Raw genomic sequence first — 25,046 nt, 5'->3', positions numbered from 1 at the left:
ATTTTCCAAATAAAATCTGTGAAATTTGTCCACAGTTGTTCCATATTTTTGTATTTTATTGACAGGGGTGTACTATGAATAAGATACTTGTATATGGTTTTGTTACATTGGCGCTTGCAGCGTTGTTTTGGGCCTGTGGCGCTGGCGATGTGGCCGCTTTCAATCAAGACGACCTGATGATGGAATATGCCGTCGAAGAAGACGATGACGGTTCTGCCCTGAGGGGCTTGGTTAACCAGGCTGTTTCGGCCTATTGTAGCAATGACTTGAATCCCGATGCCTGTAAGGCGGCGGCCAGTCCGAATGACGACCGTCCCATTGAAACGTCGTCGTCCGCGATTTTGTCCAGCAGCTCTGCTGTCCGTTTGAGCAGTTCGTCTTCCTCGTATCCGGGGTATAATCCGTTCTATACGTCGTCGAGTTCCAGCCGCCCGGCCATTACTCCGATTCGTAGTAGCAGTTCCAACGGCCGCGCGACCATTACTCCGATTCCGGCCTCGTCGTCGTCTTTAAAGACGGCTCGCTCGTCTTCGAACATTTTGTCGAAGTCTTCCTCGTCCATTGCTGTGAAACCGGGTTCTTCAAGCCTCCCGGAGAACGTTCCTTGGGGAACATGCAAGGCGAATTCGGGGAAGCCTGGGTCTAGGGGTGTTCCTCTGAAGTGGCAGTTCTCCATGAGCAACACTTTGTTCGGCGGTAATGTCCGCGCCATGATGAATTCCTCCTTTGCATGGGAATTCGACGATGCGGAACCGTCCACCTATGCGGGAACGGGATCGACCGGCCTGACCTCCACTGCGGTTACCTATGCGGCATCGGGCAAGTATGGTGCTCGTGCGACCATGACTTACAACGGCCAGTCCCAAAAGGTGGAATGCGATTCCGTCGAGGTCCTGGGGTACCCGATTAGCGGTTGCGAATGCGTCCCGGACAAGGCAGAAGTCGACGTCGCCAAGGAATCCGTTGCTTCTGGCGCGACTCTCGTGAAGTGGACCGTGAGCAAGTGTACTTCCGAAGACAAGACGTTCTCTTACGAATGGGAAGAGGGCATGACCGCCGATGGGGCTTCGGCTACGAAGACCTTGGACGAAAAGATTGTTTATGCACCGGAGGTCACAGTTCGGAATTCGGATAACGGGGTCCTCAAGGTCTCCTGCGATCCGGTCAAGACTATCGACTCCGACCATCCTGAGTTCGAGTTCAAGGCGCAGAATACAAAGATTGCGATGCCGGCTGGCGAATCTACGGTTTACTTCAATATGCAGCCTGGTTGGCATAACAATGATGGCGGTAATTGTACCTTCAGTTGCCAGGTTCCGACCGGTGGGCTGCTGACGGTCACCATCAATAACCAGACCAAGACGGACTACTATGTGCCGATGGGCATCCCCATATCGAGTACGACCGGGATGACGCCGATGAAGGTTACCCTTTCTGTAGCGGCTGAGTGCATGCTCGGTTGGTAATTTTTTCTCTTTTTTGTGATTTTGAGTCACTTTTGTGTGATTCCTATCGCAAAAAAAGGGTTACATATACCTACTTTCCCTAAGAATTAGTTATCTTTCAGCCATGAGGTTTATTATGAATAGAAAACTGATTTTTGGGCTAGCTTCGGTTGGCTTTGCAGGCCTCTTTTGGGCATGTGGAAGTGGTGAAATAATGGAAATCGTGCGTGACGATTCCTATGTGCAATATACTTTGGACGAAGATTCTACATTTTTGGATGGTCTTGTTCAGAAGGCCGTTGCGGCCTATTGCGCTGACGAAGCCGGGCCGAATTATGAACAGTGTGTGAAAGATGTCCAGCCGGGTCACATAAACGAGAACGGCGGCGCTTCCAGTTCGTCTGCGGGTCCGACCAGTCCGTATGCTACCAGTTCCAGTGGAACGGGCCCCGGCAACCAGCAGCAGAATCCGAACAGCTCGGGCAATATTAACATTGTCTCGTCTCCGTCTCAGACTCAGAATCCGACTTCGTCCCCTGTCCTTACGCCGACGTCTCATTCGACAGTCGCTTCTTCCAGTTCTGCACCTGCCGCCGACCCGAATGCTTGGGGCACTTGCGGTCCTAACGTAGCGAATGGTGCTATCGAGAAGGGCAAGTCCGTGCAGTGGAAGGTCAGCTTGGATCAGGATAAGGTTCCTGGTGGAATATCCATCCTCACGAAGGGCAACTATAGCTGGACCTTCGATGGCGGTGGAGATCCGGCAACGAAAAGTGGTCAGGGTACCTCCTTCCAGTCTGTACTTGTTTCCTATGCGACTTCTGGTGTCAAGAATGCCACGGTTACTGTCAGCAACAATGGTCAATCCAATACGATCAAGTGCTCTGAGCTCAACGTGACGGGTGCTGCGATTACGGGCTGTGTCTGTGCGCCGAGCGTGACCCAGGTAGACATTGCTACGCCTACGCCTGTGACTTGGACTGTTTCTGGTTGTAAGTCGACCGACGGCACTTACTCTTATATCTGGAGTGACAACCTCTCTGGTGGAGCCTCTGCCGGTGGAACCTTGAACTCCAAGGGCACCTTTGCTCCGACAGTCACCGTCAAGAACAGCGATAACGGCATGCAGGTTGTAACTTGTGGCGCTGTTACCGCCATCGATTCCAACCATCCGGACTACATCGTTAAGGTGGCCGGACAGCAGGGCGAAATTGATCTGCCTGCAGGTAAGGTGACCGTGTTCCTCGAAGTGGATGCTTATAATGGCAAGGTCATTTGCAATGCGAACGGCCCGATTACCGGTACGGTGAATACGACGACTCAGCTGAATGGCTCCTACTATGTCTCTGTGCCGATGTCTGGCCTCAAGAAGGGCGCACAGCTTGTGTTCGAGCTCAGCTCTCCTGCAAAGTGCGGCGTCGAATAATCGGTACTGTTTTGTGAATTTGAAAAGCTCCCTTCGAGGGAGCTTTTTTTATATCCTGACGTTGGTGGCGGGTCTTATTTCCCGTAAAGGACTCGCATGACCTTTTTGCGCCCCATGATGACGCGCTGCCCTTTGATTGTGTACAAATGTTGCGACTTGCGCGGCTGGTCTGCGTAATGTTCCCTATTTATCCGCGTGATGCTCGTGTCGCTGGGGGAGGTTGTTGAATCGTTCGGGACGGTGACAGAATCGACTGGAGTGGTGGAGTCGCCCGGAACGGTGACAGAGTCGCCAGGTGTAGGCGGGATGCTGTCGGTAGTTGCGCTGTCGGTAACGCTAGTGTCGGTCGCTGCGACTGTGACGATTTCGTTTGACTTGGCCCCGAGGCCGCCCATGGAGTTGGCCGCACGCACATAGATTTTGGAGCCTTCGGCAATGTTGTCGAGCTTGACGCTGTTGCTTGTCGTGTTGGAATGGTACTTGCCGTTCACGAACACCGCCCAGCAGAGGGCGTCTTCGTTGTCGCTCCATTTGACGGCCTTGCCGCTTTGCGAAATTTCAGGTGCGTCGACTTGTTTGGTCAGTTTTTCCGGTGCCCAGGAGTCCGTGCCGCCCAAGACGTTTGCGCGCGTGTATTTGGCCGCTTCCGATTCGCTCAGCACCGGGTTCAGGTTTGCCGAGCCCCCATTCTTGTCGGTGTAGGCGCGGCGGCGGTTACTGAGGTCCATCGGTTTCCCGTCTTTGCCTAGGCTGTTGTATTCTGCGGCGACCAGCGGAACTTCGTTGATCGGGTTCTGCCAACCCGAAGCATCTGGCGTGGAATTCATGTGCGTGTTCAAGAAGACTGTTTTCGCATGGTTCCAGGAACGGCCTAAAAAGTAGTCGTTGAACGAACCCTCGATGACTGCGTTGTCGAACACGTAGCCCCATTCGGTGGTGGTCTTTGCGGCGGTGATGACTGCCTTGCTGCGTGTGGGCACGAGCTTGGTGCCCTCGAAGAACACGTCCCCGTCCCCGCAGATGAAGTCTACCGTGCCGCGGATTTCTCCCTCGTCCCAGTAGGTGCGGCCACCCTTGTTGGTGTAATAGGTGTCTTGCCCGCTAATGAGCCGCACTCGTTTGTACACATACTTGTCGCCGACCTGCTGTATGGTCACGTGGCGGCAGGCGTTCTCGCTACATGTGGTGCTCTTGTTTTGCACCGTCAGGTCTTGCATGTAGATGTCGTCGGCCGTGTTGAACTGGAGCGTGGCTGTCTTGCTGATGCTCTCTTCGATGGAGCTATTGAAGAGGATGACTCCCTCGGTGCTTTCGCCGATGAACGAAACGTGCGAGGTGTTGAATTTCGTGAGTTGGTTGGCATCGCCAGTGAGCGTGCCGAGGTTGTATTCGCCGTTGGGGAAAAAGATGATGAAGTGCGAACCTTCGCTTGTTTTTGTTGCGGCCGCTGCGGCCTTGGCCGCCTTGAAATCCCCGTCGACTCCGACAACGAAATCAAAACCGTGCTTGGGAATGGCGAACGCCATGCCGGCAAGGGTTAAAAGAACCACGCTAGGAATAGGGGATTTCATGGACACTCCTTATAGTAGGCGACAGGTGCCGCTTACTATAATATATATTCCTAAAGCGGATTTTTTCCCGGCAGGGGCTTATTTCTTCTTTTTGCCCGGGGGGCCAGGCATGAAGGGGCTAGATGCACCAGATTTTTCGGATTTTGCAGTGCCGAGCGTTTCTTGGCTTGTTACGACAGAATCGCCGACGGACAAACCCTTGAGAATCTGCACGTTCACGCCATCGCTGATGCCGATTTTGACCGGGCGCGGGGCGGCCTTGCCGTCGATATTGATCCACACGAGGTTGCCGCTTGGTTTCTTGCCATCGGCGCGCTTCTTGAAAGATTTGGGCGGGCCGAACTTTCCTGGGGGAGGACCCTTCATGTCGCCTTCGGGGTGCGGCGGGCGCATGCCCTTGGGAGGTTCTGCCATCGGAGTGCCGTCGGCGGGCGTGAACTTAAGCGCCTTTACCGGGATTGCCACGGCATCCTTGATTTCTTGAGTCACGATAGTGCAGGTTGCCGTCATGCCGGGGAGCAGTTTCTGCTCGGGATTTTCTGCCGAGATTACGACGGTGTAGGTCACCACGTTGCTTGTTGTTGTCGGGCTCAGGCGGACTTCTTGCACGGTGCCGTTGAACTTGTCGCCTTGGAATGCGTCCACCGTGAATTCTACGCGCTGGCCAGCCTTGACTTGCCCAATATCGGCCTCGTCAACATCGGCCATGACCTTCATCAGGCTCAGGTCCTTCGCAATTACGAATAACGTTGGCGTACTCATTGAAGCGGCCACCGTCTGGCCCACTTCTACAGCGCGCTTCAGCACCACACCGCTGATAGGGCTCTTGATTGTTGCATAGCTCAAGTTGAGCTTTGCCTGGTTCACCTCGTTCTCGCTCCTTTCGAGAGCGAGCTTGGCTGAGGTCATGTTGTATTCGGCTGTCTCGAGTTCTACGGCGCTTGCGGAATTGCTTTCGGAAAGTTTTTTCACGCGGTTGTAGGTGGATTCCTTGAACTTGAAATCCGCCTGGGCAGACTTGTAGGCGATTTCGGCCTGCGTAAGCGTTGCCTTGAGTTTGGACTTGTCGAGTTCCGCAATGACTTGCCCCTTCTCGACCTTGGAATTGAAGTCCACATAAATTTTGCTGATGTCGCCGGATACCTGCGTGCCGACTTCCACCTGGTCTACCGGCTCGAGCGTGCCCGTCGCCGAAATCGTAGTGGCGATGGTTTCAAGAGTGACCTTGGTGCTTACGAGCGGGCCTGCCACAGTTTCGGCTTTGGAGTCAAAGAAGAATGTTTTCACTCCGAAGGCTATGGCCGCAAGAACAGCGAGAGCGATGACGAATTTCAGTAACTTTTTCATAAGGCAAAATCAAAGATAAAAAGAAATATCGTGGTTTTTGCAGATTTGGATGCACAATCCCCCTAACAGGTTGCATAATGACAACGGACCGGTTTTGCCCGGCCCGTTTGCTGTTTTGTGAAAATTTTTTTGAGGATAAAATCGTCATTTAGAACGTCTTATAGTACAGGCGGAAGCAAGTTCCGTTTGCGCAGCGGGCGCGTTCCCGCAAATAGGACTCCACAATGACAAAAAAAGAGTATGCGGCAATGCTTGTTGACATCAATGAGACTCACAAGGCCGGTGGCGATGTCTCCGCCTGTATTGCAAGGTATCGAGAGAAGTATAAGTTCGTCTACATCTACAACGACTCCATCTTCAAATTGATTTTCGGCAACCCTGAGAACGAGAGGATGACCGTAGACTTCCTGAATGCGGTACTCAACCTCTGCGGTAGCGATTGTATAGAGCGTCTCGCCTTCGTGAATCCTGCCGTACCCGGCGTGTTCAGTAAGGAGATTATCTCGGACATCGTGGCGATGGATCAGGGCATGGACCGCATCGTCCTTGAGGTGCAACATGTAGACGATGGAACTTATAGTGACCGCCTTGTGTTCTATACCGCGAAGCATACGGTGGCGAGTCGTATCAAAGGTGACGATTACAAACTCCGTAACTTGAATCTCGTGAGCCTCCAGATGTTCAGCGGGTTTCCCGAATCGAGCAACTATCGGCATCATGTGCGTCTGAAAAATCAAGAAAACGAGGAATTTTACAAGAAGCAGACCATCACGCTTGTCGAGATTCCCAAGTTTTTGAATGGAAAATATCATTCCGACAACAGCATGCTGGCGCAATGGCTTCGTGTAATTGACGGGCTGAACAAAGAACAACCACTCCCCGTGCCGGAAGGCTCGATGTTTGCCCACTTGCACAAATGTGCGAAATTGAGTATTTTTACAGAGGACTTCCTTATAAGCGAGGCAAAGAACATGAGCGACCGAAACTACGAATTATACGTCGAGAAGAAACGTTCCCGTGCCGAAGGACGTGCCGAAGCCGAAAAGAGAGCCGATGACCGGGCTGCCAAGCGGATGGACTTCCTCCGTTCAATGGGTGTTTCCGAAGAAATTATCGCTGGGGTGGCGGCAATTAAATAGTGGTATCTATAGCGACAACGGACCGGTTCATTTGACCCGGCCCGTTTGCTGTTTTGTGAAAATTTTTTTGAGGATAAAATCGTCATTTAGAACGTCTTATAGTACAGGCGGAAGCAAATTCCGACTGCGCAGCGGGCGCATTCCCGTGCCGGAAGGCTCGATGTTTGCCCACTTGCACGAATGTGCGAAATTGAGTATTTTTACAGAGGACTTCCTTATAAGCGAGGCGAAGAACATGAGCGACCGAAACTATGAAATGTACGTCGAGAAGAAACGTTCTCGTGCCGAAGGACTCGCCGAAGGCGAAGCCAATGTCCTAGGCGTCATGAAAGACATGAACTTCCCCGCGGAGCAGATTGCCGAGGTTCAGGCGCGGCTTGCCGCAATGGCTGCAAAGCAACCTTGATTTCTATAGTTAATTTGGGAATGTTCAAAAAAAATGCGGACCGGTTCATTTGACCCGGCCCGTTTGCTGTTTTGTGAAAATTTTTTTGAGGATAAAATCGTCATTTAGAACGTCTTATAGTACAGGCGGAAGCAAATTCCGTTTGCGCAGCGGGCGCGTTCCCGTGAAAGAGGAATAAAAATATGGATGAAAAGGTGAACGATATTGTCCACGAATTCAACACCATCGTAGATTCCGTCAAGGATTCTGAAAGCGATTTTATTCACGACCGTTACTTTCGTTTTGAATGGTGAAATGGGCTGGAATCCACTTGCAAAGGGACGCTTCATGGAATATCCCGAATATTATCGCGATATCGGCTATCCGTTTAAGGTGGAGTTCTTGGACGTGGGCCATGCTGTCGACGACTCCGAACTGAAGGACTTTTCGCCAATGACCCTTGTCGCGCTTACCGCGATGAAGTATATTTTTGATATCGAGAAGTTCTCGGTTTCCTTTCGCGAGGCGTCGGCGCACCTGCTCAAGATGCAGAATACCGACGAAGGGAGGGATTTCATCAAACAGTCGCTTTCGTATTTTTTCTGGAAGTGGCCCTATAAGAGTGAGGTAATCAAGATGGACAGTCCCGAGGCTATTGCGAACAAGGGTTACGAAACCTTCGGCGAGCACTTCATGAAGAAAGGCAAAACTGAGGGGCATTCCGATGCTATCAGCGTCATGAAAGACATGAACTTCCCTGCGGAGCAGATTGCCGAGGTGCAGGCGCGGCTTGCCGCAATGGCTGCAAAGCAACCTTGATTTCTATAGTTAATTTGGGAATGTTCAAAAAAAAATGCGGACCGGTTCATTTGACCCGGCCCGTTTGTTTTTGCAATGTCTCTGTTGTGAACTGCCTACGGAGTGGCGGTGATTTTGTTGTAGGTGTCGAGAGCTTCAAATCTGCTGGTGAGTGCAGCGCAATCGCCGCTTTGGCCATTAGCAATGTCAATTTTGTACAAAATATTGTATGCTTGTGATGGCGATTTAGTAACGTCAATTTGCCAAGAACTGTTTGCGGCGCAATTGTTTAGTTGGGCTATGTTTTGTGCTTTCCATGCGGCGGTTTCTCCATCTTCCACGGAGAATGCTTTAACAGAAGATAGTCCCCCTTCTTGGGGCCCCTCAAAATATCTGAAATTCGTACTTTGGGGATGTATGTAGCCGATGGCCTTCCACGATCCGATGCTATCTTGGCTGTGGGTGTTGTATGTGTCCTGCAAATGGATGTAAGTGCCTGCTGCAGAATAGAGTTCGCTTGCTCTCGCTTTTGCCACTAGTCCGAAAAGCTTGGGAATGGCCACTGCAGAGAGAATGCCCATTATAAGAATGACGACCATGAGCTCAATGAGCGTGAAGCCGCCTTGTGTAGCGTTAGATTTCATAACCAATCCCGGAAAATGAGACTCTGTAAAAAAAAACTAGCAATAAAGGGCCGATATTCCAAGATGGAATAAAAAAAAGTCGAAAAAAATGAGCCAAAAACAGATTTTTTTAAAAAAATTTTACTATATATAGAACATCGAACAGGCCATGAGGAGCTGTTTTTGTTCACGAAAGTGCCATTTTTGCCATTTTGAGTGTGTTCTGTGACACAACTATGACAAAAATTTGACAGAAGTGTTGCTTTTGTGAAAAAAGATGGTATATTTATGGATGTAGACGAGCAATTCCGCTCAAAAAAGTGTGTCACAAACAACAAGGAGTACACTATGAAGAAACAAGGTTTTACCCTTATCGAATTGATGGTCGTGATCGTTATCATGGGCATCTTGGCCGCCGTCGCTGTGCCGAAACTGTTCGGCATGATCGCCAAGTCCAAGGCTTCGGAAGTTCCGACTGCCGCCGGTACCTGGATCAATCTTATGGAAGCCTATGGCTCTGAAAACTACAAGGTTGGTGACTGGGGCCAGATTGGTTACACCGCCCCGGGTTCGAAGTCCAATAGTGGCAAGTACACCTCCAATGAATTTGAATATACTGGTGGCGTTTCCGGCACTACTGGAACTTGGCAGGCAAAGGCTCTCCACAAATTGGATGATTGCCCGGCTACCACTGGCCTTTGGGCACTGACTGCTACTGTAGAAGGCGAAACCTCTACTAAAGCTGGTGAAGTCCATACGCAGGCTGGTACTTCTATGACTGCTGCTTGTCGTGCATTGACTCCTGCTTTTGATAAGCTCATAAAGTAAGTCCATGTGATGTTCTTTTCAAAAGAGGTGAGTTTTTTCTCGCCTCTTTTTTTATTATGTTCTTTTTTATGATTATGACCATTTTTTGATGTGTAGATAATTATTGTTAGGATGATGATTAATGGTGAATTTTATGATATGTTCATTTTATATGTTGTTTCTTGTTGTGATAATCTTTTGCATAAAGATTATTCCTGTTTTGACAGCGACATTCCCGCTAGAAAATACAGATGCGGTGATGTTTACATTGACTCAAAATGTTGATGGATCTAGAGACTTTGCTATATCCTTGGTGTTGGATGCTTTAAAGGACTCTTTGGTATTGAGTCTTTTTATTGTGCTACTAGCCATCGTTTTGTCATTTTTTTTTGCATACTGCCGCAAGAAGAACTTTCTTAAAATTTGTTCTCAACTATCTTTTAGAAAAGTGCTGGTCGTTTTGAATGTTGTGTCCGTTATCGTACTTGCAAAGGTCGTTTGCTCGGATATTCCTGTTATAGATTATTATGTCAAATGGAAAGACTCTCTTGTTCCGCCAGGACATTCTGATTTTTATATAAAGGAATATGTGAATCCTGATTCTGTGCATATAGCTTTTAAAGAGAAAAAAAATCTAATTTTGGTTTTTCTTGAGTCAATGGAATATAATTTCCAAGACTCCGCTAATGGGGGCAATCTTTCTGAAAATTTTATTCCAGAAATTACTGAGTATATAAAAAAAGAACAAAGTTTTATTCCGGGAGGAACTCAAGTTGCAGGGATGGGGTGGACGATGGCTGATGCGGTTGCAAAAACATGTGGTATTCCGTTGATGTTCCCTCCATCTTTTATAAGTAGCGGTAAACCGTTAGAAGAGTTTCTTCCGGGAACAGCGTGTTTGACGGACATTCTTATTAGTAATGGTTATAATGTTGTTGTATCTAAGGGTGCTAACATAAAATTTTCGGGGATGGATGTATTTTTGAAATCTCATTCCTCTCCTCAGGCATTCGGTTTTATGGAGTATTTGAAGGATAAATCAAGGATAAAAGAGAGCGCTATATCTAAGTGGGGCGTCAAAGATTCGGTGCATTATGAGTTGGTCAAGGAACATATCAATAGAATGACAAAGCAAGAAAAACCTTGGGCAATTTGGTTTTTTACTGTCAATACGCATACACCATTTGGCATTGTTGATTCAACATGTGGAATACCCGAGAATCTTCCAGAATCAGAACAGTTGCCGGCTATAACGAGATGTTCTTCACACCAATTGGATAACTTTATTAAGTGGGCAAAATTACAGGATTGGTTTGACAACACCGTGATTGCTGTTATGGGAGATCATGCGACAATGGCTGCGCCAGAACTTGTTGGCTTTAGAAATGAAAATATTACGCATTATTGGCTTGATTTTTTTATCAATTCGGTAAGAATGGCTGAAAATTACCAAAGACGTTTCACTTCGCTTGATATGTTCCCAACGGTTTTGGATGCCATGGGGGCGGAAATACCTAATGGAGCGCTTGGGCTTGGACGCTCGCTGTATTCTTCTGCGCCAACTCTTTTGGAAAAGTATGGTAAAGATTCTATAGACAAAGCTTTGGATACACGTAGTGTGGAATACGATTATTTTCTTTTTTTTCATCGCTGAAAAAGTAGACAAAATCAATCTTGTATCTTAAGATGTTTTTTGTCACCGGGTGCTTGGATGAGACTATTTTACTGTTTTTGACGGATGAAGAACGTCGCGAATATGATTTATGCTCGCTGGATAAGAAATGTTGTTGTATTCTATTGAATTTTTAAAATCTATAAGTTCTTTGTTTAGTGAGTCTATGCCTATTTTTTCAACAAGTGTACTTTCACTGGAAAATAAACTTGTGCCAAAACCCATTTTGTGATTGTCTATCGTAAAACCGAGACTTTCTAAAATTGTTGGGGCAATGTCAAAAGAAGTAAATTCTCGCTTTGTTGTTTCTGGCTTGATGATGGGATTGATGAAAAGGTTGTACCATCTTCGATCCTTTGTGTTTTTATTGACGAGATAATCACCCATAAAAAGATGATCTCCTAAAATAATAATCTCGGTATTTAAATAAAAAGGTTGTTGCTTTACCCAGTTAATGAAATTACGCATGTCTTTTGATGCACATTTAATTGTTGCTTCCAATGAGGCTTGTTCTGTAATGTTCTGAGGTTTATCTTCGCAGGCTTTGTTATAGAAGCCATAGGGATAGTGAGTCTCTATTGTAGCAATTGTTAGTGTGAAATGCTTTTTTTTAGAGAGCGTGTCTAGAATGTGTTTTGAAATGTCTAGTATAGTTCTGTCTGTAATTCCGGCATCAAATGATCGAAATTTTCGGAATCTGTTGTCCATATCTTGCATTTTTTCTAATGAATGCATGTCATATAGAGTGTTTATCCCATGTGAAAGAAGAAAATTTTTTGTTCCAGAAAAAACAGCATCCGTTCCTTGTATAAATATATTTTGATAACCGTATTTTTGAAGAATGTCGTAATCACTGGTAACTTTCTCTAATAGGGTGTCGCTGAGGTTCTTTCGCAACAGTAGCGGACACCCAGTTGTTTTTGCTATGGTTGCAGAAATTGTTGCATTTGCTCCTTCAGAATTGAATCCCCCTCCGATTAATTCGCTGTTGGAAAAGTGGTATTCGTTGGAGTCTGAGGGCATAAGCTCTGGTATAAGATTTGTTTGCTGGATTCCTCCTGAAGCAGAATCAACGAAGGAATTTTCAATAGATTCCATTAAGATTAGGATTAAGTTTTTTGTAGTCCCAAAATCCTTTGAAATGGTGACTGTGTCAATATTTGTATATTTTTCTTGAAAAAATTTTGATTCCTGCAAAATAATGTCGTCTTTGCGAAGATGTTCTTTATATAGATGAACAGGAATGTTGATGCATATAGTTAAGACATTGATTACTGTGAAAATAAAAAAGAGTGCGCCGAAAAATATTACTTTCTTTTTTTTAGTGTTTATCCAAGGCTCAATAAGTATGGAAATGAAAAATGATGTTATAAAACAGGAAAGTAGAACCTTCAGTATGAAACTTTTTGCAAATATCAATGTAAAACCATCTAAGGGCATTCGGAGGATTAATATGACTAGTTGGGAGTCGTCTAGCGGAAAGGTTTTTATTCCCCATATGACACTTTGATGGAAAATGGACAGAAGCCAGAGCGCCAAAAAGGTTTTTATATGGAATTTTGCCTGAAAGGATGTTTTTCCCCCGCTTAGTAAAACGAGTCCTCCAGCTATTGCGATGTTCCAAACATGTAATGACCAAGAACCATTTGCGAAATCGGAGAGGAAAAGGGCTATAGAGAGAGTCTCTGCTAAAGCGAGTATGCTTTGATGGAATAACCTTCGATTCGGCCAAATCATAAGCTAAATATATAAAAGAATATTGAAAATATGTTGATTTACAAGATGGCAGGCGTTTTCAAATGTATATTTATATGGAATTGTTGAAAAAAAGAGGTGACGCCAATGTCCTTAAATCAAATGAAAGCTGAGGAGAGCGTGCAAACCTTTAAAAAGAGATGATTCCTTTGATGTTCTGAAGGGATTGGGCATTGTTCTTATGATTTGGGTTCATTGTAAAACGGCCGAAATAAGTCACTTCGCATATACCTTTCATATGCCATTGTTCCTTTTTGTTTCTGGGTATTTCTACAAATTCAGAAAAATCAAGCAGGAACTGTCTATGGATTTTCAAAGACTAATTGTGCCATATTTGTTTACCTGTTTAGTGATGGTGATGTTGGCTTTTGTTTTTTTTGATGGACTTGCTTATGATTCAATGACAAGGACCGCTCTGTTTTCGTCCTTGTGGGGAGGTGCGACTTATGGACAGTTGTTTGATATTCCAGAAAGATTGTTTATAGGCCCTCTTTGGTTCCTGCTAGGCCTTTTTTGGACTCGTCTGCTGGCGTGCGTTTTATTCCGTTTTATCAAGAATGATTTCGTTTGCGGAGCGATAATATTTGTGTTAGCAATTGTTGCAAAGTGTTTTTTTGAAGTATATGGCCATGTACCGTTGTCTTTTGTGCAGGCTTTTGGTTGCTTGGGTTTCTTTTATATGGGTTGTTTATCGAAAAAGTACAACCTGTTGGATGCTGATAAAATGAAAGTTTTATTTCCCTTTTGCTGTTTATGTTGGCTATATTGTATGACGTTCTCTAGTTTAGCATTACATAAGTGTCGCTATGAAGGCTTTTATATATTGGACATTTTAGGGGCTTGGGGAGTCTTTTGTATTCTTTTCATTCTCGTAAAAAATATTTATAGCGAAGACAATTGGTTTTGGAAAATAATCTTATTTATTGGCCGCAATAGTATTGTTGTGCTTTGTGTCCATGCGGTGGATCATTGTATGTTGAACAGGTGGTCTTCTTTCTATTCTGATTTGATTCCTGTTGTGGGAAACGTTTTAGTGACTTTTTTGAGATTGGTTATTCCTGTTTTGGTCGCATATTTGTTGACAAAAAACAGCTTTGTTTATGAAAAGGTTTTTTGTATGAAAAAGAGGTGAGCCGATCATTTGTAATAGGAATGCTGTCAATGACTGCTGCTAAAATTCTACATAGTCATTTTGCTCAAGTTGTTGTTTTGAACCTGGCCTTCCTTCTGGTTTGCCTTGCGGTTTGCGGGCTCCATAGGGGCTCCCTGGACGATTACTTCATGTCGGCGATGATTACGGGGGCTTACGGGGGCGAATTTGACCCGCATACGCTGTTCGTGAACGGGGCCTATGCCTATTTCTTGAAGCCTTTCTACGCGGTTTTCCCGAAGATAGGCTGGTACTTTATTTTTGAGCTGCTTGCCGCGTTTGCTGCGTTTACGGTGTTTGGCTACTTCATGCTGCGGCAGGTGGGCGGCAAGCTGGGCATTGCCCTTTCCGTGTTCCTGCTCGCTTGCCTTGCGCCGGATTTCTACCTGCAGGTGGCCTTTACCCAGTGTGCGACCGCATCGACTGCTGCGGCGATTCTTCTGTTCTATTTTGGCAACGGCGGACGGCGGAAGCTGTGGATTGTCCTTGGCGGGGTGTTCTTTGTCGTGGGCATCGTTTTCCGCAAGGAGGGGTTCCTCCTGGGAATGCCGTTCTTGGCGGTTACGCTTGCGCTGAGCGTCCTTGAAACTCGTAAGATTTTGAAGACGACTGTGGTTGTGCTACTCCTGTGCGTGGCGGCTTACCAGGGGCTTCAGGTGTTCAACAATAGATTGTTCGAGAACAACGAATATACCTACTACCGAGATTATCAATGGAGCCGGTCGACTTTTGGCGATGGCGCAAATTACGATGTGGAGGCAGTTGTCGACGAACTTGATGAACGGCAGATGCAGAGTCGCGACTTCAGGTACTTGCGGAGCTGGATTTTCTACGATACGGAAGTGCTCTCGCTTGATAGCCTTAGGCCGTTCGTAAACGTGGTAAATCGCAACCGTTATGAGGTGAATCGCGCCAGGATGCCGGCTGCGTTGTTCCTTGTGTTGGCAAACTCATTCTTCAAGACGAATGCGTGGTGCTGGATAGTATTGTGCTTTGTTTTCTTTTTCTTTGCCCCTAAGCGGGCGAACTGGTATGCATGGGGCTCGCTTGCGCTTATATGCCTGTGCCTGGGTTATCTTCTGTATGTCAATCGCGTTGTCTCGCATGTGGAATCGGGGATATGGCTGTATGCGATTGTTTCGGCCATACCCATGATGAAGCCTAGGGATTTTGCCGTTGGCGAACGATTGAATAAGTTGCCCTACCTGATTGGCGTGCTTGCTTTGGGGGCTCTTGTTATGGCTTTTTCGTCTGAACGGAATGTCAATAACAATCGGTTGCTTTTCGGAACTCCCCAAATGTCAAATGATTGGAGTAAACTTGTTGGCCATATTGAGTCGCACTCAAACGACGTGTTTATGCTGTATTTTAATGACTATAAATATTTGGCTACGTGCAGAACCCCCGCATACAGGGCGGTCGCCCCGAGAAGTTGGGGAAACATCATTCCGGTTGGTTATTGGAATATCAATTTACCTGGAATGAAAAAGGAAATGGCTGAACGCGGCGTAAGCAATCCTATCCGTGACTTGATCAAGGACAACGTGTACATCGTGGAATCGGATACGTTGCGGAAATTTGACCGGTATTATCAGGTCCACTATCATCAGAAGGTGTTGCGCGATACGGTTGCCAGTTTCGGCGACCTGCAGTTGATCAAGTACCGCCTCGACGGAGGTGAACAATGAGCCGCTTGCAGAAAATGGGGGTGGTTGCATTCTCTGTGTTCGTCGCGTTTGCCGTGATGTTCTCGTACTTGACAAAGTCGCAGTTCATAAGGTTGCCCGAAAAACCCTGGCATATGCAGCCCGCTATAGATGCGGATTCATTGACGGAGGAATATGTCTCCAAGTATGAACTGCTCGACAGTAGAAAATTGATTGGTCGGTTTGCGGATTCTACTCGGGTAACCGTGTCTATCCTCGTGGATGCCTGGGGCGTTCCCTTTGACGAACATCTACTTGCAGAAGATTTCTCCATTTTCAAGGATTTGCCGCACAAGGAATTTTTGCACCACAGGCTGGCGAACCGTACCCGCCATGCGGAATTTGCCGAGTTGCGTATTCCCGGCGACAGCACTCGCCCGCACGATGGTGTGTACTTGTTCGGGGGCGATTCCCTGGAATACGGGCGTAACCTGTACATGGATTCGCTGGGTTATGGCGTGCGGCTTTTCTGCCAGAAGTGCCCCGACAGCGTGATGGCGGCAACGCTAGATTCCGTGCTCGCGGCCGTGGCGGGCGATACTACGAACCCTGTGAAAAACATCGCCTGGACTACCCAGAATTCCCGCGACGGCGACCGCGCCAAACTGCACGCCACGTTGCGCCTCATTGCCGCCGTGGCCCGCAGGCACCCCGAAGCCCGCTTCATAGTGCAGGGGACGCACCGACCCATCCTCGGCGACCCAAAAATCCGCCGCGAAAGCTTCGCGCACTGGGTCCCTGCTGTCATATTTTAGTATAATTTCTCAAAAATAAGCTCATTTTTTAGTAAAAACCAACTAAAACTCGCTCATTTTTTAGAAAAGAATGTATATTTAAAGCATGTACCTGAAACGCAAACTAGATGATTTCTTGCTAGAATGGAAAAAATCCGCCGATAGGAAACCCCTGATTGTCAAAGGGGCCCGTCAGATAGGGAAGACGGAATCCATCAAGCATTTTGCTGCAAATTATGAGAATTTTGTCAACATAAACTTTGTGTTGGAGAAAAAGTACAAGACCATCTGCGAAGATGGCTACACCGTACAGGATGTCATCAGAAATATCTCTCGCATTGATTCCGAAAAGAAGTTCATACCTGGAGAAACCCTTATTCTTTTCGACGAGATTCAGGACTATCCTGAAATCGCGACATCGCTCAAGTCGTTCTGCATAGACGGTCGCTTCGATGTGATTTGCAGCGGATCCATGCTGGGAACCAACTACAAGCGCATAGAGAGCAACAGTGTTGGCTACAAGTCGGAATTTCAGATGCAGTCGATGGATTTCGAGGAATTCCTGTGGGCCATGGGATATGGCTCGGATGTTGTCGGTGATCTTTTGTCGCACATGCGGTCGGTAACGCCATTTAACCAAACGGACATGAATGTTTTTGGCGGTCTGTTCATGGACTATTGCCTTCTCGGGGGAATGCCCGAAGTGGTGCGTTCTTTTGTCGAGAAAGGAACATTCGAGGGAACGCTGGCGCTCCAGCGCGCCCTCATCGCGGATTACAAAGAAGACATAAAGAAGTATGTCGAAGGGATAGACAAGACCAGAGTGCTCAACGTGTTCAACAGCATTCCTGTACAGTTGGCGAAAGAAAACAAGAAGTTCCAGGTTTCTAAGGTTGCGAGTGGGGCGAAGTTCAAGGACTATTGGGGTTGCGTCGAATGGCTTAATGATGCCGGCATGGTGAATCTCTGCCATTGCCTGCATACACCGGAACTCCCGCTGAAAGGGAACTTTGAAGAAACAAAGTACAAGATTTATTTCAAGGATACGGGGCTCCTTGTCGCGAATCTCGATGATGAATCTCAGGAAGACCTGCGCGCCAATCGGAATATGAATGTGTATAAGGGAGCCCTTTACGAAAATATTGTTGCCGAGATTCTGAGCAAGCAGGGTTACGAGCTTTTCTACTATAAGAAAGAGAACTCCACGCTGGAGCAGGACTTTTTTGTGCGAACGAAAAAAACGCTCGTACCGGTCGAAGTCAAGGCGAAGGCTGGGACGGCAAAATCGCTGTCAACCCTTGTCAAGAGTGATGCGTACCCGGATATTACGACAGGGATCAAGTTTTCTGCGGGTAATGTCGGATTTCAGAACAACATCTACACGTTCCCTTACTTCTGTGCTTTTTTGTTGAAACGTTATCTTTCGGGAGTAGATTTCTAGTATTATGCCGATTCCCAAGATAATCCATTACTGCTGGCTGAGCGGCGGGCCCAAAATCCGCCACGAAATGTTGTTTAATTTAACGCCAGTTTCATATTGACAAATAGTATATAAAATTATATATTTTCTGCAAACATGAAAAATGCTGTGGAAAATACTCAAAAACTGGCAGATTTCGCCCCGAAGGTGGGCGGAGTATTTTCTCTGTTGGAACTTGGCGCCCTCTTCGACATATCGAACCAGCAGTCGCTCTGGATTGCGGCCAGACGGTTCGAAGCCGCGGGTCTCCTGAAGCGCTACTGCCGAGGAATTTACGTCGCTCGGGATTTTGATCCACAGGTCCTTTCTGCCAAGGTCCGTACGGATTCATACATATCGTTCGGGTCGGCGCTCGCTTATCACAGGCTCATCGGCACCGAAAGTCCGTTCTTGGTGAGCTGTGTCGTACCGTCGCGGGCGAGCGAGTTCGCTGGCGAAGTAAACCTCTCCTATGCAAGGATATCCAAGGAGCTGTATTTTGGCATGGTTCCGCTAGAAAACGGGGCGAAGATGGCCGATGCCGAGAAGGCGGTGCTGGACACGCTTTACTTTTACCAGCACAAGAAGGTATTCTATTTTAACGTGTTTCAGGATATCGATTTTGCGGCCCTTTCGAAGGAAAGGGTGGACATGTACCTGGAGCGATACGTGAATCCAAGATTCAGGGCTTTTGCAAGGAACACCATTTATGGAAAAGCTTGAAAATACAGAAGCGCTACTCGCTTGGATTGTCGATTTCTTTGCGACGAATTTCGGGAATTCTGCGATATTGAAAGGTGGGATGGCCCTGCGATTAATGCATAGTCCGCGTTACACGAATGGCGTTGACTATATATTCATTCCGTTTGACTCGAAAAAGGATGCGAAGGAGATTATTGAGCGGGCGTTGTTGAAGGTAGATGGATTGCAGTTTCGGTCATCAATGAATTCGAAGGCTTTGAGAATCCTGCTGACGTATGGCGGCCAGAGTGCGCAGATAGAGGTGAACGTTGAGAAGGAATGTCTGTCAATCCCTATGTCTTCGGCTTTGCTCAGCACGGCGTATGGGCGGCCGGCACGCATCCTGCGGATTATGGAACCGGGCGTATCTTTTGCCCACAAGATTGCTGCATGGAACGAATGCGAATTGATGCGCGACCTGTATGACATTTATCAGTACGAAAGTCTGTTCAAGGTCAAGCCCAGAATGGACATTTTGCAGATGCGGCTGAAAAAAGCGCGGTCATATAAGGGCGTTGTCGCCGCCCGAGATATGAATGAACTTGTAAACAAGTTGACACAAAGGGCTGAAATGCTAAATGATGGTAACTTGGCTGAATTGCAGCCGCTCTTGAGTGAAGAAGAACTCGCTGGGCTTGCTTTTCGAATGAGACCCGCCATATTGAATCTATGCGAGAAATTGTATTTTTAGCTTATGTCCATACCCAAGATTGTACATTACGCCTTCGTTGTTCTTCATTACGGTGACGCTACCGTCACCATGGAGGCTATCGAATCGATTCGCTCCCTAGATAGGGGCGGGCGTAACGTGTCCGTGATTGTTGTGGACAATGCCTCGCCAAATGGAACGGGAGAACAGGTCAAGAAACAGATTGAATCTTTACCGGATTTCTACTACATCCACAATGAAGAAAATCTCGGATTCGCAAGGGGCAACAATGTCGGCTTTAAATATGCAAAGAATGAACTGAAGGCAGACTTTATTGTCTTGATGAACAACGATGCCGTAATTGAATCTGCAGATTTCTTTGCGCTAGTAGAACAGGATTATTCAAGCGAAAAGTTTGCAGTGCTAGGGCCCAGTATCCGTACGCCAGTGGGGAAAGAGCAGAATCCTCTTAGGCTAAAGATGCTCTGTGGCTTTAGGCTTAAGTTGACAGTGGCGTATTTATGGGTAGATTTGCTGGCTACGTTCCTGCTCATTTCTCCGATGATTTCTTGCTTGCTGAAAAAGTTCCCTCGAAAACAGACGAGGCAAGAACTTTCCGCCATGAACAATGTGGAGCTTCATGGTAGCTTTTTGATTTTCTCTCCAAAATATATTGGAAAATTTGATGGCCTTGATGACAGGACGTTCATGTATTGCGAAGAAGAATTCTTGTTTGCAAGATGTATGTTCAATAACTTGAAAACCAGGTTTAATCCTGCAATTCGAATTTTTCACAACGAAGTGGAAAACCGCAGGGCGAGTATTCTGCGACAACGAAAGAAAAGGCTTTTCAGGGTAAAGAACTGCCTAAAAAGCTTAAAGATATATTCTAGGGATGTTGTCGGGAAGAAGTCCTGAAAAATAGCCCTTCTTTGAATCCTTTGACTATCGCCTTTATTTTTCTGAGCCGTTCCCTTTCGAACAATATGGCTTTAGTGTCGCAGAAAATAGTGAAAAGAAACAGCCAAAGAGAAAATGCTGATATCGGATGCTTGCGGAGGAATATGACACGGTCTCGCGTCTGTTTTTCAAGCCTGAACGGAGAATAATTGTAAAGGAAGAAAGGCCCGATTCGGCTGATGTTGCCGAGGCTGATGTGAAGTTTTGCTGAATTAATGCGCAGCGTTTTCAGGCGGAACTTGTTTGCTTGTATGAAAAAATCAAAGTCAACGCAGTCGATAAATAGGTCTTCGTCAAAGCGGATGTCGTTTGGTAATTTGTGCAGGTATATGAGCGTTCCGGAATTAATAGAGCGCTTTACATAATCGCATGTATTTTTTGTTTTTGTTGGGTATTTTTCTTCGTAATCGTTATTGTTATGGACAAGGAAAGGAACTAAACAGAAAAAGTCCTCGTCAAGATGCTTTCTGTATTCGTCTAGAAAATGCTTGTCGAAAGTGGAATCTTGATCGAGAATGAGTAAATTGTCAAAGCCGTTTTCTAGCCCATATTGAATTGCTGCATTGTAGTGTGTCGGAAGGCCTTTGTTTATGGGGCTGGAATGGATGATTACATTTTGCGAAAATTGAATGCTGGCAATATCTTTGAAATTTAGGGAATTGTTGTCGTAAATTAAAACCAAATCAATTTGTTTTGACAACTCCTCTAAAAATGACTTTAGGTGCCCTATTTCGGGATTGTATGTAACAATGACGGCTAGAATCTTAGCTTGTTTGTTCATTTTACACCCTTATTCCTGGAATCCAGGAAATCATTTTATAAAGATGGCTTAATATGTAGGCGATTTGTGGGGGAAGGGCGAAAATTGCTTTCAGAGTAAGGCATGTTAAAGCGTTATTCTTGTTCTTATGGAAAAACTGATAAAAGTCTAAAAAGGAACTATATGAAATGATATTTTGCCTGTTGATAGTAGACAAGAAGCGCAGAAACATCATTCGCTTGTTTATTATGGCGTTCTTTAACGGTTCGTAAGAGTAATCTTCAATAATAGATTGTAATTCTTGGACAATCTCTTGAAAAATGGATGGGTCTTTTTTCTTTTTTGTCAAACCGCTGTTATGGATGCGGTAATTGTATAATTTGTTTTCGATAATTTGGATTGATGAAATGTGCTTGCAATATTTTAACGTGAAAATCTCGTCTTCGTTATATGGGATTTTTTCTGGAAAACGAATTTTATTTTTTTCAAGAATGCTTCTTTTGAAAAATTTATTGCATGTATATCCTAGATAATCAAATTGATTGTTGAAATTAAATAGCATCAACAATTTCTCTTGAATTTCTTCAAAAGAGCCTGTGAAATAGTTGTTTTGAGGAAATGGAAGGTGATAAGGAGTATTTCTTTCGTTGAAATAGTTAAACTGGAAGAAAACGATGTCTGGGGAGTTGCTGAAAGAAGAAATTGTTGATGTGTATGAGTCTTCTATCCAATCGTCGCTGTCAACAAATGTTATGTATTCGCCCTGCGCTTGGTCAATGCCGAAATTTCTTGTGGCGGAAACTCCAGCGTGATCTCGTTTGAAGAATTTGAATCGACAATCTTTTTTTGCATACTCATCACAAATGAAACACTCTGCATCTGGTGCACCATCGGAAATGACTATGAATTCGCATTGTTGTAAATTTTGAGAAACGAGCGAGTTGAAGCAGACTCGCAAATAGTCTAATGGGATTCGATAAACCGGGATGATGATGGATAAGATAACCATTATGGATAGATCTCTTTTTTTGCATCGGCCAGGGCTTTTATATAGCCTTTCCCAAATTTCAAATCGGGTTCCATATAGTTCCCTTCGCCCCATTCATTCCATGATTTCAAAAAAATAATTTTATTTCTTTTGACTTTTACCCCGTTTAGTGTGCGTAGGCATAGTTTTTTGAATAGTTGTGGCGTACACCCCGTTAAAATAGAGTACATGTTTCCACTTCGGGGGGAATGATCCCAATTAGGCAATAAAGACGGAATGATGAATTCGTTTAAATCAACTTTATCGTTCCATAAATATTTTAAACTATCCCGGTATGAAATAAGAAGAGGCTTGTGAAGAACTAATCTAAAAAAGTAATGAAATGCTCTGAAAAAGATGTTGTTTTTTTTATAGGGATTTTCCATTCTACTAGCCAAATTGAGAACGGCTGCATCAAAGCCATTTTCAATCATCTTTGTGTAATTAGAATCTTTTGCCCCTGCGATAAAATAAAATTTTTCTGCAATTTTCTCCTTGTTGACGAGGTAGTTCCATCTCTCCATAAATTGTTGAATGTTCGGATGGTTTAATGGCTGATAAATATGGAATATTGGACGGTTATCGATTCTTATGTAGCGAGGATCCTTAAATGCTTTTACCAAAGAATAAAAGTGATTGTCGATGTCATCTAATCCCGGGTAGGTTTGTTCAATAAGAATTTTTCTTGTTTTTACGCCATTTTTATTCCATACTTTTGCTTCCCAGCTTTCATTTGCCCAACCTAAGCAAAATGGAAAGTTTGGTTTTCCTGACTCAACAACTTCTTTGAAAGGCCTTTCTAAAAGTTGTTTCCCATTGCCAAACCAATAGTGCCAGTAACAGAAACCGTCAACTCCTGCCTCTCGGGCTAATTCCGCTTGCTGCTCGCGAACCTCTGGAACTCGTAGATCATAAAAACCAAGGTCTGCGGGGATTTTTGGTTGATAGTGGCCCTTAAACAAGGGCTTTGCTTTTGCCACATTAGTCCATTCGGTAAAACCCTTGCCCCACCATTCGTCATTTTCGGGAATGGGATGGTATTGAGGCAGATAGTAGGCTATAATGAGTGGTCTATCCATTAGAGTTTGCCTTCTTGATGATTTTTGCTGGATTTCCTGCGGCAACGCAGTACGCAGGGACGTCCTTTGTGACGACTGCGTTTGCTGCAATTACGGCCCCGTCTCCAATAGTCACATTTGGCAAAATTGTAGCCTTATCTCCAATCCATACATTATTGCCTATTATTACAGGACCTTTAGAAAAGATTTTTCTATTGATTGGTTTTAGTTTCAAATCATCAATATCTGTGTTGCCATGAGAATTATCTGTTATAGTCACCCATCTTCCAGTAAGTAATCCGTTTCCAATTATTATCTTGTTCGTTGCTGTAATATGATTGTATTCGCCGAATTCACAATCGTCACCTATTTGAATCTCTGGGGTAAATTGTTGATTGTTGTGATTTTCCCATGCGGATAAAACACCATTTCTTCCGAAAAAGCAGTTGTCTCCAATAGATATATGTTTACTTCCGACAATTTTTTGTGGATAATGGCAAAAAAAACGTTTCTGTTTTTTGAACGTCTTGGCGAGACTTTTGCTGTAAATGATGTTGATGATGTTGTATATCGTTTTTATCATAATCTATTTGTGACTAATGATTGTGTTATAGCAATATAGTAACTGATCTAATATTGTTTTCTCGTCATGTCTTTGAATTGCTTTTTTTCGTGCATTTTCAGATACCTTGCAAAGAAGCTCTTTGTTGTGGGCTGTAGAGATGATTTTTTCGGCCATTATCAAGGGGGCGTTAATAGGCACTAAAAAGCCTGTCTGTTCGTTCTCAATGAGGCTTGGAATGCCTCCAACGTCTGTTGAAATGACTGGTGCTCCGATGATTTGCGCTTCGCAGATTGAATTTGGACTGTTTTCAATGTATGCGTTGTGGATGTATAGTGATGAATAGAGTAATTCTTGTTGAATCTGTTCTGCCGTTTGCCAACCAAGAAAAATGATTTTGTTGGCTTCAAAGGTTGTGTGTTCTTTTCTTTCAACAGTGTTTTTTAGGTGGGCTGGCATAAATCCTGCAATATGCCATTCAAAATCAAATCCTTTTTCTTTTAAAAGTTTCGCAGTTTTTAATAAAAGATTTGGGGCTTTCCAAAAAGTTGAACAACCTGTGGAAAATAAAATGGTTTTAGTTGAGGCCTTGTATTGCCAATGGTGAGGACCTTTTGTAAAGGGTTCTCTTAGCGCTTCGTCTACGTGAAAATATATTCGATTGGGGTGCATCTTGCTTGATAATTGGAAATCCCAATTTGTACGCCCCATATAAAAATTGTTAATGCGCCATATTTCCTTTTCCATTTGGTATCGGGAATGGTTTAAGAATGGCTGGAATAGGTTTTCTACTAAAGTGCGGAAATTTAATCGATTTTCGAAAACTAGATCAAGAAAATTATAGTTTGGAGGGTATAGAAATTTATTGTATTCAACAATGGAACCTTGGATATGGATTACGACGGGTATATTGGTGTATTTTTTTATTAATCCAAAAGGCCATTCTGTACCAAATACATGTATGATGTCGGGTTTTGTTTCTTCTATGATTTTCTTTACTGCTGAGGTAATGATCTTTGCGTCTGCGTCCCACGAAACTAATTTCTTTATTTTGTCAATGAACGTATATTTTGTAAAAATAGGAATGTATTGTACGCGATTGATTTTTTTTGGTTGTTTTAATGATGGAGATGTGAAGGCTATGGATAGATTTATTTCGTTGCAACGCGATACTATGGACTCTAACGAGTCTTGCCAACCGCCGATGAAACCGTCGTTTTTGTTGTAATTAAAGGGTTCTGTTACATTGAGCCAAAGAACATTCATAAATGG

23 protein-coding genes are annotated in these 25,046 nt (G+C 45.0%); 14 read left to right on the top strand and 9 right to left on the bottom strand.

Features of this window, described 5'->3' with window-relative positions:
- The first annotated feature begins 74 nt into the window (after positions 1–74).
- A complete protein-coding gene (locus Q0Y46_RS05890; RefSeq protein ID WP_297945780.1) occupies positions 75–1,466 on the top strand; it encodes a hypothetical protein in 1,392 nt (463 codons plus the stop codon).
- Positions 1,467–1,581: 115 nt separating this feature from the next.
- Positions 1,582–2,871 carry a hypothetical protein gene (locus tag Q0Y46_RS05885; RefSeq protein WP_297945778.1) on the top strand — a complete coding sequence of 430 codons (1,290 nt, stop codon included), beginning with the start codon at positions 1,582–1,584 and terminating at the stop codon, positions 2,869–2,871.
- A gap of 74 nt (positions 2,872–2,945) precedes the next feature.
- Here the strand turns inward: Q0Y46_RS05885 and Q0Y46_RS05880 are convergent, their stop codons facing one another.
- Together Q0Y46_RS05880 and Q0Y46_RS05875 are read right to left on the bottom strand one after the other, a co-directional pair.
- Positions 2,946–4,442 (bottom strand): pectinesterase family protein, encoded by a 1,497-nt coding sequence (locus Q0Y46_RS05880; protein WP_297945776.1) that lies wholly within the window; start codon positions 4,440–4,442, stop codon positions 2,946–2,948.
- Positions 4,443–4,520: 78 nt separating this feature from the next.
- Positions 4,521–5,789, bottom strand: coding sequence for an efflux RND transporter periplasmic adaptor subunit (locus Q0Y46_RS05875; protein ID WP_295679085.1), 1,269 nt, complete (start codon positions 5,787–5,789; stop codon positions 4,521–4,523).
- Positions 5,790–6,013: 224 nt separating this feature from the next.
- On the opposite strand from Q0Y46_RS05875, the gene Q0Y46_RS05870 reads away from it, so the two are divergent.
- From Q0Y46_RS05870 to Q0Y46_RS05860, 3 genes are all read left to right on the top strand, one after another.
- Positions 6,014–6,928 (top strand): Rpn family recombination-promoting nuclease/putative transposase, encoded by a 915-nt coding sequence (locus Q0Y46_RS05870; protein WP_297945774.1) that lies wholly within the window; start codon positions 6,014–6,016, stop codon positions 6,926–6,928.
- Between the two features lie 235 nt (positions 6,929–7,163).
- The gene (locus Q0Y46_RS05865) at positions 7,164–7,334 is read left to right on the top strand and encodes a hypothetical protein (RefSeq protein WP_297945773.1); all 171 of its coding nucleotides are present in this window, start codon (positions 7,164–7,166) and stop codon (positions 7,332–7,334) included.
- Between the two features lie 294 nt (positions 7,335–7,628).
- A complete protein-coding gene (locus Q0Y46_RS05860) occupies positions 7,629–8,132 on the top strand; it encodes a hypothetical protein (protein ID WP_297945771.1) in 504 nt (167 codons plus the stop codon).
- A 95-nt stretch (positions 8,133–8,227) separates the two neighbouring features.
- Here Q0Y46_RS05860 and Q0Y46_RS05855 read toward each other — a convergent pair whose 3' ends face one another.
- Positions 8,228–8,755, bottom strand: a complete 528-nt coding sequence (locus tag Q0Y46_RS05855) for a prepilin-type N-terminal cleavage/methylation domain-containing protein (protein ID WP_297945769.1) — start codon at positions 8,753–8,755, stop codon at positions 8,228–8,230.
- Between the two features lie 327 nt (positions 8,756–9,082).
- On the opposite strand from Q0Y46_RS05855, the gene Q0Y46_RS05850 reads away from it, so the two are divergent.
- Complete coding sequence (locus Q0Y46_RS05850) at positions 9,083–9,562, top strand: type II secretion system protein (protein ID WP_297945767.1); 480 nt, start codon at positions 9,083–9,085, stop codon at positions 9,560–9,562.
- 199 nt (positions 9,563–9,761) lie between these two features.
- Complete coding sequence (locus Q0Y46_RS05845; RefSeq protein ID WP_297945765.1) at positions 9,762–11,195, top strand: sulfatase-like hydrolase/transferase; 1,434 nt, start codon at positions 9,762–9,764, stop codon at positions 11,193–11,195.
- Between the two features lie 63 nt (positions 11,196–11,258).
- Here Q0Y46_RS05845 and Q0Y46_RS05840 read toward each other — a convergent pair whose 3' ends face one another.
- Complete coding sequence (locus Q0Y46_RS05840) at positions 11,259–12,950, bottom strand: LTA synthase family protein (protein WP_297945763.1); 1,692 nt, start codon at positions 12,948–12,950, stop codon at positions 11,259–11,261.
- Positions 12,951–13,077: 127 nt separating this feature from the next.
- On the opposite strand from Q0Y46_RS05840, the gene Q0Y46_RS05835 reads away from it, so the two are divergent.
- From Q0Y46_RS05835 to Q0Y46_RS05805, 7 genes are all read left to right on the top strand, one after another.
- On the top strand, positions 13,078–14,100 hold the full coding sequence (locus Q0Y46_RS05835; protein WP_297945849.1) for an acyltransferase family protein: 1,023 nt from the start codon (positions 13,078–13,080) through the stop codon (positions 14,098–14,100).
- Between the two features lie 29 nt (positions 14,101–14,129).
- Positions 14,130–15,806 (top strand): hypothetical protein, encoded by a 1,677-nt coding sequence (locus tag Q0Y46_RS05830; protein ID WP_297945761.1) that lies wholly within the window; start codon positions 14,130–14,132, stop codon positions 15,804–15,806.
- A complete protein-coding gene (locus tag Q0Y46_RS05825; protein ID WP_297945759.1) occupies positions 15,803–16,579 on the top strand; it encodes a hypothetical protein in 777 nt (258 codons plus the stop codon). The genes Q0Y46_RS05830 and Q0Y46_RS05825 overlap by 4 nt, the downstream gene beginning before the upstream one ends.
- An 85-nt stretch (positions 16,580–16,664) precedes the next feature.
- The gene (locus Q0Y46_RS05820; RefSeq protein ID WP_297945757.1) at positions 16,665–17,999 is read left to right on the top strand and encodes an ATP-binding protein; all 1,335 of its coding nucleotides are present in this window, start codon (positions 16,665–16,667) and stop codon (positions 17,997–17,999) included.
- Positions 18,000–18,134: 135 nt separating this feature from the next.
- On the top strand, positions 18,135–18,740 hold the full coding sequence (locus Q0Y46_RS05815) for a hypothetical protein (RefSeq protein WP_290920224.1): 606 nt from the start codon (positions 18,135–18,137) through the stop codon (positions 18,738–18,740).
- Positions 18,727–19,449, top strand: a complete 723-nt coding sequence (locus Q0Y46_RS05810) for a nucleotidyl transferase AbiEii/AbiGii toxin family protein (protein WP_297945755.1) — start codon at positions 18,727–18,729, stop codon at positions 19,447–19,449. The genes Q0Y46_RS05815 and Q0Y46_RS05810 overlap by 14 nt, the downstream gene beginning before the upstream one ends.
- A gap of 3 nt (positions 19,450–19,452) precedes the next feature.
- Positions 19,453–20,325 carry a glycosyltransferase gene (locus Q0Y46_RS05805; protein WP_297945753.1) on the top strand — a complete coding sequence of 291 codons (873 nt, stop codon included), beginning with the start codon at positions 19,453–19,455 and terminating at the stop codon, positions 20,323–20,325.
- On the opposite strand, the gene Q0Y46_RS05800 is transcribed toward Q0Y46_RS05805, so the two are convergent.
- The 5 genes from Q0Y46_RS05800 to Q0Y46_RS05780 are packed head-to-tail and all read right to left on the bottom strand — an operon-like array spanning position 20,297 to position 25,040.
- Positions 20,297–21,148 (bottom strand): glycosyltransferase, encoded by an 852-nt coding sequence (locus tag Q0Y46_RS05800; protein WP_297945752.1) that lies wholly within the window; start codon positions 21,146–21,148, stop codon positions 20,297–20,299. The two genes, Q0Y46_RS05805 and Q0Y46_RS05800, sit on opposite strands and share 29 nt — an antisense overlap.
- Position 21,149: 1 nt before the next feature.
- Positions 21,150–22,136 carry a glycosyltransferase gene (locus tag Q0Y46_RS05795; RefSeq protein ID WP_297945750.1) on the bottom strand — a complete coding sequence of 329 codons (987 nt, stop codon included), beginning with the start codon at positions 22,134–22,136 and terminating at the stop codon, positions 21,150–21,152.
- Positions 22,136–23,233, bottom strand: coding sequence for a glycoside hydrolase family 99-like domain-containing protein (locus Q0Y46_RS05790; protein ID WP_297945748.1), 1,098 nt, complete (start codon positions 23,231–23,233; stop codon positions 22,136–22,138). The genes Q0Y46_RS05795 and Q0Y46_RS05790 overlap by 1 nt, the downstream gene beginning before the upstream one ends.
- Positions 23,226–23,795 carry an acyltransferase gene (locus tag Q0Y46_RS05785; RefSeq protein ID WP_297945746.1) on the bottom strand — a complete coding sequence of 190 codons (570 nt, stop codon included), beginning with the start codon at positions 23,793–23,795 and terminating at the stop codon, positions 23,226–23,228. The genes Q0Y46_RS05790 and Q0Y46_RS05785 overlap by 8 nt, the downstream gene beginning before the upstream one ends.
- 3 nt (positions 23,796–23,798) lie before the next feature.
- Positions 23,799–25,040, bottom strand: a complete 1,242-nt coding sequence (locus Q0Y46_RS05780) for a glycosyltransferase family 4 protein (protein WP_297945745.1) — start codon at positions 25,038–25,040, stop codon at positions 23,799–23,801.
- Between the last annotated feature and the right edge of the window lie 6 nt (positions 25,041–25,046).

The organism is uncultured Fibrobacter sp., from assembly GCF_947305105.1.
GTDB lineage: Bacteria > Fibrobacterota > Fibrobacteria > Fibrobacterales > Fibrobacteraceae > Fibrobacter.
This window is presented reverse-complemented; position numbering and strand designations above follow the sequence as displayed.